The sequence below is a fragment of the Kitasatospora sp. NPDC048545 genome, from assembly GCF_040651155.1.
Classification (GTDB): Bacteria; Actinomycetota; Actinomycetes; order Streptomycetales; family Streptomycetaceae; genus Kitasatospora.
Genome location: NZ_JBEZIQ010000111.1, coordinates 1 through 11432, shown reverse-complemented (window position 1 = coordinate 11432; position 11432 = coordinate 1). Strand labels below are relative to the sequence as shown.

Below are 11432 nucleotides of genomic sequence, written 5' to 3'. Positions count from 1 at the left end.
TGCCGTTCGTGACGGCGCAGATCCGGTCTCCCTCGACGATGAGGCGGTGGTCCTCCACGACACCGCCGGGCAGCACGAGTCGGGCGCCGGCCAGGACGGTACGGTCCTCCGCGGTCATGGGATGGGATCACCCTTCGGTGCGTGGCCGCGCGGCCGGGTTGCGCAAGGCCGCGTATTGATGATTGAAGTCCGGCGATTGTACTCATCTCTGAACAGTCGGATGCCTGCGGCGCCTTGTGCCCGATGCCAGGAATACCTCCAGGTCGGGCAGCCGTCCCGGTGGTGACGCTAGAATCCCGCCATGCTCAAAGCTGATCGCGCGACCCTGATCCTGTCCCACATCGGCGAGGTGGGCAGTGCGGATGTGCACGTGCTCTCCGAGCTGCTGGGCGTGTCGGGTGCGACGGTGCGGCGGGACCTGCAGGAGCTGCACGAGCAGGGACTGTTGCAGCGCACGCGCGGAGGCGCGGTGACCGGGGCCGTGAACCTGGAGCTGCCGCTGCGGCACCGCAGCGGGACGCGGCAGGAGGAGAAGCGGCGGATCGCCCGGGCGGCAGCCGAGTTGGTGCCGGACGGCGCCGTGGTGGGGCTGACCGGTGGCACGACCGCGACGGAGCTGGCCCGTGTGTTGGGCGAGCGGGGCGGACTCACGGTGGTGACCAACGCCGTGAACATCGCCGCGGAGCTGATCGTGCGCCCCGAGGTCCGGCTGGTGGTGATCGGCGGACTGGCCCGATCGGCAAGCTATGAGCTGGTCGGCCCGGCCGCGGACCGGATGCTCACGCAGTACCACTTCGACGTGGCGTTCATCGGGGTGGACGGCCTGACGGCGCAGGAGGGCTGCACCACGCACGACGAGATGGAGGCGCAGACCGACCGGGCATTCCTGCGGCGCAGCGCGCGCTCGGTGGTACTGGCGGACAGCACCAAGGTGGGCCGGGTCACCTTCGCTTCGATCTGCCCGCTGTCCGATGTCCATGACCTGGTCACGGACGACGAACTCACCGAGGCCCACGAGCGGGCCGTCGCCGACTGCGGCGTGCGCATCCACCGGGCCTGACCCGAGGCGCGGTCCGACACCTGACCCGGTCCGCCCGGCCGGCACGGCTGCCGGGGAGGGCCGGCCGCCGGCCGGCGGTCGGGCGAGGCCCGGTGGCGGCGGACCGGCGCAACCCTGCCGGGCGGTCGGGCCGCGACCCGGCGGACCACCCCGTCGGCGACGTGTGCGACGCCCTGTGTCCGGCCCGCCGGGCGCGGCGATCCCGGGGGCCGGACGGCGGACCGTGTGGCGCGGGGGAGGGGCTTGCCGATGATGGTCGGGGTGTGCCGTCGAGGTCGTGTGGGGAGACATCACGGGCAAGTCCGGGCGGGGCCGGTGGGTGGTCGCTGCCCGGAGACGGACCGTCCCGGTCCCTGGCCCCGGCCTCAGCCCCCGCTCGTCGTTGAGGAGAGTGAGCATGCGTCAACTCGATCTCGTCGTGGTCGTGGTCTACCTGATCGCCGTCGCGGTGCTCGGTCTGCGGCTGGCGGGCCGCCAGCGCACGGCGAGGGACTACTTCGTCGGCGAGGGCCACATGCCGTGGTGGGCGGTGTCGTTCTCCGTCGTGGCCACCGAGACCAGTGTGCTGACCGTCATCAGCGTGCCGGGCGGCGCCTACGGGGGGCAGGGCTTCGGGAACGTTGAGCTCGCCCTGGGCTACGTCATCGGCCGCGTGGTCGTGGCCACCGCGCTGATCCCGCTGTACAAGCGCGGCGGTTTCGTCAGCGCCTACCAGTACCTGGGCAGCCGGTTCGGCCCCAGGCTCCAGGGGCTGGCCTCGGTGACGTTCGTCGTCACCCGGCTCCTCGCCGAGGGCGTGCGCCTGTTCGCCTCGGCGATCCCGATCAAGCTGCTGCTCGGCGAGTTCGGCGTGCACACCGGCTACCGCACCATCATCGTCGTGCTGACGCTGATCACCGTCGTCTACACCTATCTCGGCGGCATCCGGGCCGTCATCTGGACCGACGCCGTCCAGATGGGCCTCTACCTCGGCGGCGCCCTCCTCGCCATCGCGGTGCTGTCCGGCCACGTCGGCGCCGACGGCTACACGCGGGCCCTGGACGCCGGCCGGTTCAGGCTCTTCGACACCGACTTCGGCCTCGCACACATCCTCACCAGCCCGTTCGCCCTGCCGACCGCGATCATCGGCGGTGCGATCTTCGCCATGGCCAGTCACGGATCCGACCAGCTCATCGTCCAGCGCGTCCTCGCCACCAGGACCCTGCGCGACGGCCAGAAGGCGATGATCGCCTCCGGCGTGTTCGTCACCGTCCAGTTCGCCGCGTTCTCCCTCGTCGGCGCCCTGCTGTGGGCCTACAACGACGGCAGGAGCTTCAAGGACCTCGGACTGGGCAGCTCCGACAACCTCTACCCGGACTTCGTCCTGCACGGACTGCCCGTGGTGGTCTCCGGCCTGCTCGTCGCCGGCATCCTCGGCGCCGCGATGGGCTCACTGTCCTCAGCCCTGAACTCCATGTCGAACTCGACGGTCGCCGACATCATCCACAGCTTCTTCCGGCGCGCGCCCTCCGAGGAGTTCCTCCTCCGGCTCGCCCGCGTGATGACGCTGGTGTGGGCCGTGCTGATGGCCGTCTTCGCCTGTGCCTTCAGCACCAGCACCGGCAACGTCTACCTCACCGGCCTCACCATCGCCGGCTACACCTACGGCGCACTGCTCGGGGCCTTCCTGCTCGGGCGTCTCGTGCGGCGTGCCAACGAAGCCGACTCCGTCCTCGCGTTCGTGATCACGGTCGCGGTGATGACCTACGTCGTGCGCGGGGTGAAGATCGACGTGACCACGGCTGCGGGGACCGTTCCCACCGCCATCGCGGCGCAGTGGCTGGTCCCCGTCGGAGTGGTGGTCACCCTGGCGGTCGGCGGCCTGTGCAGCCTGTTCCACCGCGCCCCCGGCAGCCCGCGCGTCCCCGAGGGCTCGGTACGGCCCGTCGCCGCGGCCGGCCGGCCCGAGGCCGCCGCCGCACAGGACTGACGGTCCCAGGTCTCACGGCCCCAGGTCTGACGGCCCCAGGTCTGACGGCCCCACGTCTGAGGGCAGGCACAGGACCGGCGGCCGCTGCCGCGCCCCCGTTCGGGGGCCGGGGTGTCACGAATGCGGGTGAACGGGTCCGCCACGGCGCCGGCGAGACGAGGGAGGCCGCGGGCCGTGGCTAGAACGGGGAGATGCGCCTCTCATCCCTGGCCGCCCTTCCCGCGGCGGCCGTGCTGGTCATGCTTCCCGGTACCGCCCACGGGCTCGCCCCCGACGCGCGGGGGCCCGCCACCCGGCCCGCACCCGTTGCCGGGCCGGGTTTCGTGCCCTCCCTCCCGTGGCTTCCCACCGGACCGGGACCGGAGCAGCCGCGCCCGGGTGCGCCGTCGCCGGACGAGCCATTGCCGGAGTACCGGTTCGAAGGGGCCGGTTTCGACGCCTGCTCGGCGCCGCCGCTGGAGGCCCTGTCCGTCTGGCGCACCGCCTCCCCGTACGGCGCGGTCAACATCTACAGCAGCGGCGGCCAGCGCGGCTGCAAGCAGGACCGGCTGACGCCGCAGTGGGTCGCCGCGGTCCGTGCCATGGGGTGGGAGCTGGTGCCCACCCACGTCGGGCTCCAGGCGCCCTGCGCCGAGCGAGCGGACAAGCCGCTGCGGATTGACCCGGGCCGGGCCGACGAGCAGGGCGAGCAGGAGGCGGGCGACGCGGTGGCGGCGCTGCAGGCGCTCGGGCTGGGACAGGGCAGTCCCGTGTACCTCGACATGGAGGGGTACCCGACGGGTGACGAGGTGTGCAGCCGGGCGGTGGTCGACTTCACCGCCGGCTGGACCAGGGCCCTGCACGAGGCCGGGTACCGGTCGGGCTTCTACTCCAGCATGAACTCGGGTGTCGCGGACATCGTCGCCGCCGCCCAGGACGGGCGCTCCCCGCTGCCGGACGCGCTCTGGTACGCCCGCTGGGACGGAAAGGCCACCACCACCGGCCAGGCCGGACTGCCCGAGGACCTGTGGGCCGGTCAGCGGATCCACCAGTACCGGGGCAGCGCCAACGAGACGTACGGCGGGGTGACCCTCAACATCGACCGCGACCAGATCGACGGCCCGGTCGCGGGCGGTTCCTGACCCCCGCAGGCGTCAGCGGGGCCGTGTCCGCACCGGCCCCGCCCCCTCGCCGTGGCCCCGCGGGCCGCGCGGCCGTCGGCTCACCCCGTGCCGCCGGGCCGGTGTGCCGGGGTCGAGGCCGCGGTCGGAACCGGCGTCGGCGTCGGAACCGGCGTCGGAACCGGCGTCGGCGTCGGAACCGGCGTCGGAACCGGTGTCGGCGTCGGCGGGAAGGACGGCGGTGCGTCCGCCGGGTCGCTGCCCCAGGCGGGGTCGGGGGTGTCGGCGAGGGTGAAGGCGAGGGTCCCCCCGCGGCGGACGAAGTCCTCGCTCACCCAGGGACGCCCGCTGGGGCGGCCGTCGGTCTCCAGCGCGTGGACGTACCGGACGGTGTCGGAAGCGCCCGGGGCGGTGATGTCGATGGTGGGGCCGTTGCCCCGGTACACCGTCACGGCGGGGAACTGCGGGCTGGCGAGGACGAGTTCGGCCCGGCCCGGCACCTGCGGGTACAGGCCCAGCGCCGCCCACACCGCCCAGGAGGACATCTGGCCGAGGTCGTCGTTGCCCGGCTCGCCCCCGGGGGCGTCGGTGAACAGGGTGGTCAGGGCGCGCCGGACCACGTCCTGGGTGCGGTCGGGCCGGCTCGCGTAGGCGTACGCCCAGGGGGTGTTCAGGGAGGGCTCGTTGCCGAGGTAGGCGTAGGGCAGGCGGGAGCCGGCGTTGAGCTCGGTGAAGAAGGTGTCGAGCCGGTCCACGGCGGCCGCGCCGCCGCCCATCGCGTCGATCAGTCCGTGCTGGTCGTGCGGCACCATCCAGGTGTACTGGGCGGAGTTCCCCTCGGCGAAGTCGTCGGGCTGCTCGGGGCTGAAGGCGGGCCAGGTGCCGTCCGCGTCGCGGGGCTGGACGTAGCGGCTGGTGCCGTTGAAGACGTTGCGCCAGTTCGCCGAGCGTCGCAGCAGGTCGTCACGGGCGGCGGAGTCCCCGAGACGGGCGGCCAGTTGGGCGAGCGCGAAGTCCGTGGTGGCGTACTCCAGCGTCATGGACGCGCCCGGCCCGCTGGTGCCCGCCGGGACGAATCCCGCCGTGTCGTAGGCCTCGTGGCCGGGCCGCTGGCGCGGGTCGTCCCTGCCCTGTCGGGCCAGCCGCAGCAGCAGGGCGGCGTCGAAGCCGGTGGCGCCGAAGGCGTGCACGGTGGCGGCCATGGTCGGCAACGGGTCGCCGACCATGATGCCGGTGCCGCCGTTGGCCAGCGTCCAGCGGTCGAAGTAGCCGGCCGAGGCGCCCTGGTCGGTGATCGATTGCGCGATGTCGGCGGCCTCGTCGGGGGCGATCAGCGCGATCAGCTGGATCTGGGAGCGGTAGACGTCCCAGCCGGAGAAGTCGGCGTACTGGGCGCTCCCGGGGCGGGCGTTGCGGAGGCGCCCGTCGAAGCCCGGGTAGCGGCCGTCGGTGTCGCTGAACACGCTCGGGTGCAGCAGCGCGTGGTACAGCGCGGTGTAGAGGACGCGCCGTTGGGGTGCGGTGCCACCGGCCACGGCGATGCGGCCCAGCAGGTCGTTCCACCGTGCGCGGGTGCGGGCGCGCACCTCCGCCAGCCCGGCGCCGCGCTGTTCGCCCGCCAGATTGGCACGGGCGCCTTCGGCGCTGACGAAGGAGATCCCGACCCGGGCGGTGACCGCGCGGTCGGGGCCGGTGTCGAAGGAGAGCACCGCCTTGGCGTCGGGCGCGCCGCCGGAGCTGCCGGAGACGGTGGAGTCGGGCGGGAGGCTCCCGGTGTCGACGCGACGGAAGGGGCGGTCGAATTCGGCGTGGAAGTAGACCCGGTAGCGGTTGGACGTGCCGCAGAAGCCGCCGCCGTCGGTGCGCCCGGAGAGGGTGTTTCCCGTGACGGTGAGCTCGCCCGACGCCTCGTTGAAGGCCCGTCCCGCGTCGACGGTGAGGGAGGCGGTGTGTCCGGCCGGATAGGTGAAGCGGGCGATGCCGGACCGCTGGGTGACGGCCAGGTCGATGCCGATGCCGTTGTCGAGGGTGACACCGTACGCGCCGGGCGCAACGCGCTCGTCGGAGTGCGAGAACGTGGAGGACGCCGTCGGCGTGCCGTCCAGGACGGGCATGAACGGGGTGGTGCCGTAGTCGCCGCAGCCCGCGCCGGAGATGTGGGTGAGGCTGAGGCCGCTCAGCCGCGGGTCGTCGTAGGTGTAGCCGCCGTGCTGGTAGGTGACGGTGTCCGGGCTCCACTGCATCATGCCGAACGGTGCCGACGCGCCGGGGAAGGTGTTGCCGGCGCCGCCGCCGTGACCCCGGTCCGGGGCGTCCGCCCGGGTGCCGACATACGGGTTGACGTAGCCCGCAGGGTCGTCGACCACCACGTGGGCCGGGGGCCGCCCGGCCGCCGGGCCCGCCGCAGCCGCTCCGCGCGGGCCCGGCCCGGCCGTCAGCATCGTGGCCCCGAGCAGCAGCACGACCCCGGCCCGTGCGAGGGAACGGAGACGGAACACGGCGACCTCCCGAAGGCACCTGGATGACTGTCCGTCAGGGCATTGTGGCGGCGCGCGGACCGCGGACCGGGCAGCGCCGGGCGGCGTGTCCCCGGGAAGGGCGGTCCGCGCGCCCGCGTCCGTCGCTCCGGCGGCAGGGGAGGACGATGTGCGCCCTGATGTTCAAGGACCTGGTGTGACACCGGACTTGGGAGTCCCGCCCGCTGGCTCCCGGGTCGATGCGGGCGCTGCGCCCGGCGGGCCGGCGTCTCGACCGGGACGGGTGCGGCGCCCGGCTGCTCGACGGCGGGGCAACCGAACCTGACCAGGATGCTCTTCCTGGACGCGCACACCCGGGAGTTGTACGCGGACTGGCAGCCCAAGGCGCGTGCGGTGGTCGGCAGTCTGCGCACCGCCGTCGGCCGGTACCCGGAGGACCCGCTGCTCGCCGGGCTGATCGGCGAACTGACCAGGCGGAGACCGGAGTTCGTCGCGCTCTGGGGTGACCACCGGGTGGCGCCGTGCGCTCGGGGCTCCCACCGGCTGCACCACCCCGCGGTCGGCGCGCTGACGGTGACCCAGCAGTCGCTGCCGATCGCCCCGGCACCGGGCCAGGCGCTCGTCGTGTGCACCACCTCCGCCGGTTCCCCCTCCGAAGCGGCCGTCGCCCTCCTCGGCCGGGCGGGCGGCTTCCTGCCCGCCCGGATAAGGGTGTGACGGGGAGGGGGCGGGTGCGGGCGGCCCGGGGGCGCTGCGCCCGGCGGGGGGCTCAGGCGCTGAAGGCGGCGAGGAGCTTGTCGGCGAGCCGGTCGAGGTAGTCGGGGGCGGTCGGGGTGTGGGTGACCGCGAGGCGCCAGTAGAGGGGGCCGGCGAGGAAGTCGAGCGCGAGTTCGCGGTCGACGTCGGCGGGGAGTTCGCCGCGTGCGACGGCTCGTTCCAGGAGCTGTGCGGCCTTGGCGCGGCGGGTGTCGCGGACGGTGGTGAAGAGTGCTCCGGCGAGTTCGGGGTTGCGGCCGCCCTCGGCGATCAGGTCGGGGATGATCCTCGCCGGAAGCCGCCGGTTCAGTGCATCGGCGACCTCGGTGAGGAAGGCGAGGACGTCGCCGCGCAGGGTCCCGGTGTCGGCGCTGCCGGAGGCGTCGGCGGCGACGGCGGAGACCAGGTCGACGGTCATCTCCAGCTTGGACGCCCAGCGGCGGTAGATGGCTGCCTTGCCGGCGCCGGCGCGCTTCGCGACGGCTTCCAGGGAGAGCCGCGCGTAGCCGGACGACGCCAGTTCCTCGAAGAAGGCGGTGGCGATCGCCTCGGTCACGGAGTCCTGGAGCACGGGTCCTCCGGGGAGCCGTCGCCCGGGGGCGGGCGCGGGGGCCGACGTGGGCACGGGGGCGGAGGAGGACGGCCGGGGGGCGGGGGAGCTGGGCATGCTCCGAAGCTACACGAGGCGGAACGGTTGCGTCTCGGGTAGGTGCGGACTATCGTCGTTCCCGAAGGCGAGACGGAACCGTTCCGTCTCGGCAAACGGTCTGGGGTGCACCATGCGATTCCTGTACGAGGACGAGTCGTTCTCCTTCGAGGCGCTGCGCGCGGCCGGCTTCGCCAACGACGGCGGCGCCGACCTGGGCGAGGTCCTGACCACCGTCCGCAACATCGCCGAGGGCGACGAGGAGGCCTGGCTGCGCGAGTGGAAGAAGACCGCGCAGCGCGTCCACGCCATCGGCACCCGCGCCCTCACGGCCGGCCACCGGGTCAGCGCCCGCGAAGCCCTGCTGCGCGCCTCGAACTACTACCGCACCGCCGAGTTCTACCGCCGCGCCGACCCCGCCCACGACCCCGAGGTCAATACGCTCTCCGCACTGTCCCGCGAGACCTTCGCGACGGCCGCCTCGCTGATGGACACCCCCGTCGAAGCCGTCCGCATCCCCTACGAGGACACCAGCCTGCCCGGGTACCTCTTCCTCGTCGACGACTCCGGCACCCCCCGCCCGACCGTCGTCTTCACCAGCGGCTTCGACTCCACCCTGGAGGAGGCCTACTTCGTCATCGGCGCAGCCGCGCTGCGGCGCGGCTACAACGTGCTGGCCTACGACGGGCCCGGCCAGGGCGCGGCGCTGCGCGAGCAGGGACTCGTCCTCCGTCCGGACTGGGAGGCCGTGGTCACCCCGGTGGTCGACTACGCGCTCACCCGTCCCGAGACCGACCCCGACCGGCTCGCGCTGCTCGGCTACAGCCTCGGCGGCTACCTCACCGCCCGCGCCGCCGCCCACGAACACCGCCTGGCCGCCCTGGTCCTGGACGACGGCCTCTACGACTACCACGACGCCCACACCCGCGTCATGCCGCCGTTCCTGCGGGAGTGGATCGAGGCCGGGCGCGACGACCTCGCCAACCCCGTCGCGAGCCTGCTCATGCAGGGCAGCACCCAGCTCCGCTGGGCCCTGCGCAACGGTGTGTGGGTCTTCGGAGCCGACTCCGTCGCGGACTACATCCGCCGCACCGCCGCCTACACCCTCGACGGCGTCGCCCACCTGATCGACTGCCCCACCCTCGTCCTCGACGCCGAGGACGACCAGTTCTTCCGCGGCCAGCCCCAGCGCGTCCGGGCCGCACTGACCTGCCCGCACACCCTGATCACCCTCCCCGAGGCCGAGGGCGCGGGCGAGCACTGCCACATGGGAGCGATGTCCCGCTTCCAGCAGGTCACCTTCGACTGGCTCGACACCACCCTGACCCCGGCAGCCGGCCCCGCAGCCTGACCGGGGGCGGCCCGGTCCGCAGCCTGACGGGGGCGCCGCACGGCCGGGGCCGCCCGACGGCCGGGGCCGTCCCGGTGGGCCGTCGCCCGGCGGTGGGGCCTTCGCCCGTCGATCGCCTGGCTGCTCGGACCGTCGACCGCCTACTCGCGCTGCCCGACGTCCCTCCCGTACCGGCCCGATCCCGGGCCGCCGACGAGGGCGGAACCGTCGTGCTGCGCAGGACCCGTACTCGGCCGGCCGCTTCAGGGGCCGTCCTGACCGCGTCGGTTCTCCGCCGCCGCCCGGCCGTGGCGTATGCGGCCGGCCCGAGGTGGTGAGTCCCGGGGGCTTGCCGCGGTGGCCGGCGCCGGCAAGGGCGGTGCGGGTGGTCCGGTCGCCCGAACCCGTGTCATGGCAGAACGGCCGGCTGTCGCGGGACGTGGACGGCCTGCGGGTGATCAACAGCATCGGAATGGTCGAGCGCGACGGACGCGAACTGCCGATCGCGGTCGTGTCCGACGGCAATCCGAGCGAGTCCGACGGCATCTCCCTGGTGCAGTCGGTGGCTTGGGCAAGGGCCCGGCCTACGGAACGCCCTGGCCAACGAGCGCACCCTGCTGGCGTGGTCCCGGACCGCGCTGGCCCTGCCCGCCGCCTCCTTCGCCGTCGTCAGACTGACCGACATCACGCCGAGCGCACTGCGTCTGGCGCTGGGCTCCTACCTGATCGCCCTGGCGGCCGGAGTGATCGCCGGGAGCCATCTGCAGTGGCGCACCCGTGAGGCCCGGATCCACGCTCCCGACCCGCCGCCCCGCGGCCTCACCGCGCTCTCGCTCACCATGGCCTTGTTCGTGCTCACAGGCTTCGTCGTCGCCGTCATCGCGTTGGCGTCCTGAGCGGCCCGACGGCCTCCGGCACGCAGCAGCACTTCCACCCCGCCCGCCAGGCCCGGACGAGGGCCCGGGCTTGGCTGCCCGCTTCCCGCAGCCCGCTTCCCGCAGGCCGCTTCCCGCTGCCTGCCGGCCGGGGGTCCCGGCCGGGGGGACCCGGCGGCCGGGGTGGTGTCGGCGGTCACCCTCGGCGGCCGACCGTCGCTGACGCGGTGTGCCGACGGCGGACCGGTCGGTGACGGCGACGAGGCCCGGCGGGTGAGTGCGCTCACACGCCGACGAGGGAAACGACGGCCGATAGTGCTGACGGCTCCGCGCACTCCCCGGGGCGCGGCGGGGAGTGTTCGCGCAGGCCGGGTTGGGTCGGAGCGCCCCGGGCGGCCCGATCGCCGGGCCGGCGTCGAACCGGTGCGGCCCCTCCGGCTACGACCGCGGATCGTAACGAGGGGGTCTTGGCGAGCGCCGATCCGGTCTGGCAGCTTGGCAGTCGTCGTCAGCCACACCGGCTCCTGTCCCGCCGGGTGCGGCTAACCGCCGAGTCACACCCCACGACCGTTCGGCCCCTGTCCGGCCACGGTCGAGGCGGGGTGCGACAGCGGCCCAACCTGATCGAGGTCCTGTTCTACATGCCCGCTTTCAAGCTCCGTATGCGTACCTCTGCCGCGATTCTTGCCGGTGCCGCCGGTCTGACCGCCCTGGGCGCCGGCGTCCTGCCCGCCACCGCCAACGCCGCCACCGCCTCCCCGCAGGCGATCGCCGCCCAGATCGTCCCGGCGAACCAGCTGGCCTCGTTCAGCCAGATCATCTCCCACGAGTCGGGCTGGAACGTCACCGCCACCAACCCGAGCTCGGGCTCCTACGGGCTGGGCCAGGCGCTGCCGGCCTCCAAGATGGCCTCGGCCGGCGCCGACTGGAAGACCAACCCGGCCACCCAGATCAAGTGGGCGCTGGACTACATGAACACCCGCTACGGCAGCCCGAACGCCGCCTGGGCCTTCTGGCAGAACCACCACTGGTACTGAGCCGACCCCGTCGGCCCCCACATCCCCTCCCGTCCCCACACCCCGGGGGTCGGACAGGTGCCCCCGGGGTGACCCACGAGGGCCCGTCCCGCGCCGCGCCGAGGACCAGCACCGCCGCCGTCAGCCCGCCGAGCACCGCGACCGGCAGCAGGCAGGCCCGGACCGCGCGGGCCCGGGGGCGG

General features: G+C 73.8%; 8 protein-coding genes and 1 pseudogene. 7 read left to right on the top strand and 2 right to left on the bottom strand.

Annotated elements, in window-relative coordinates; all coding sequences use genetic code 11:
- The first annotated feature begins 301 nt into the window (after nucleotides 1-301).
- From AB0D10_RS45175 to AB0D10_RS45165, 3 genes are all read left to right on the top strand, one after another.
- Nucleotides 302-1060, top strand: a complete 759-nt coding sequence (locus AB0D10_RS45175; protein ID WP_360268614.1) for a DeoR/GlpR family DNA-binding transcription regulator — start codon at nucleotides 302-304, stop codon at nucleotides 1058-1060.
- A gap of 397 nt (nucleotides 1061-1457) precedes the next feature.
- Nucleotides 1458-3029: a sodium:solute symporter gene (locus AB0D10_RS45170; RefSeq protein ID WP_360268612.1), complete on the top strand. Its 1572-nt coding sequence runs from the start codon at nucleotides 1458-1460 to the stop codon at nucleotides 3027-3029.
- A 191-nt stretch (nucleotides 3030-3220) separates the two neighbouring features.
- Complete coding sequence (locus tag AB0D10_RS45165; protein ID WP_360268609.1) at nucleotides 3221-4150, top strand: DUF1906 domain-containing protein; 930 nt, start codon at nucleotides 3221-3223, stop codon at nucleotides 4148-4150.
- An 80-nt stretch (nucleotides 4151-4230) separates the two neighbouring features.
- Here the strand turns inward: AB0D10_RS45165 and AB0D10_RS45160 are convergent, their stop codons facing one another.
- A complete protein-coding gene (locus AB0D10_RS45160) occupies nucleotides 4231-6627 on the bottom strand; it encodes a GH92 family glycosyl hydrolase (protein WP_360268606.1) in 2397 nt (798 codons plus the stop codon).
- 294 nt (nucleotides 6628-6921) lie between these two features.
- Here AB0D10_RS45160 and AB0D10_RS45155 point away from each other — a divergent pair.
- Nucleotides 6922-7323: pseudogene (locus AB0D10_RS45155) on the top strand (transcriptional regulator); the annotation flags it as partial.
- A gap of 52 nt (nucleotides 7324-7375) precedes the next feature.
- Here AB0D10_RS45155 and AB0D10_RS45150 read toward each other — a convergent pair.
- Entirely contained in the window at nucleotides 7376-7933 is a 558-nt protein-coding gene (locus AB0D10_RS45150; RefSeq protein WP_360268603.1) for a TetR-like C-terminal domain-containing protein, read from the bottom strand.
- Between the two features lie 208 nt (nucleotides 7934-8141).
- Here AB0D10_RS45150 and AB0D10_RS45145 point away from each other — a divergent pair, with 208 nt between their 5' ends.
- From AB0D10_RS45145 to AB0D10_RS45135, 3 genes are all read left to right on the top strand, one after another.
- On the top strand, nucleotides 8142-9359 hold the full coding sequence (locus AB0D10_RS45145) for an alpha/beta fold hydrolase (protein WP_360268600.1): 1218 nt from the start codon (nucleotides 8142-8144) through the stop codon (nucleotides 9357-9359).
- A 503-nt stretch (nucleotides 9360-9862) separates the two neighbouring features.
- Nucleotides 9863-10234: a DUF202 domain-containing protein gene (locus AB0D10_RS45140; protein ID WP_360268620.1), complete on the top strand. Its 372-nt coding sequence runs from the start codon at nucleotides 9863-9865 to the stop codon at nucleotides 10232-10234.
- Nucleotides 10235-10854: 620 nt separating this feature from the next.
- Entirely contained in the window at nucleotides 10855-11250 is a 396-nt protein-coding gene (locus tag AB0D10_RS45135) for a transglycosylase SLT domain-containing protein (RefSeq protein ID WP_360268617.1), read from the top strand.
- Nucleotides 11251-11432 lie beyond the last annotated feature (182 nt).

Bases quoted from the DNA above. Each gene is read 5' to 3' on its own strand.
- AB0D10_RS45175 (WP_360268614.1), top strand. From the start codon at position 302: ATGCTCAAAGCTGATCGCGCGACCCTGATCCTGTCCCACATCGGCGAG.
- AB0D10_RS45170 (WP_360268612.1), top strand. From the start codon at position 1,458: ATGCGTCAACTCGATCTCGTCGTGGTCGTGGTCTACCTGATCGCCGTC.
- AB0D10_RS45165 (WP_360268609.1), top strand. From the start codon at position 3,221: ATGCGCCTCTCATCCCTGGCCGCCCTTCCCGCGGCGGCCGTGCTGGTC.
- AB0D10_RS45145 (WP_360268600.1), top strand. From the start codon at position 8,142: ATGCGATTCCTGTACGAGGACGAGTCGTTCTCCTTCGAGGCGCTGCGC.
- AB0D10_RS45135 (WP_360268617.1), top strand. From the start codon at position 10,855: ATGCCCGCTTTCAAGCTCCGTATGCGTACCTCTGCCGCGATTCTTGCC.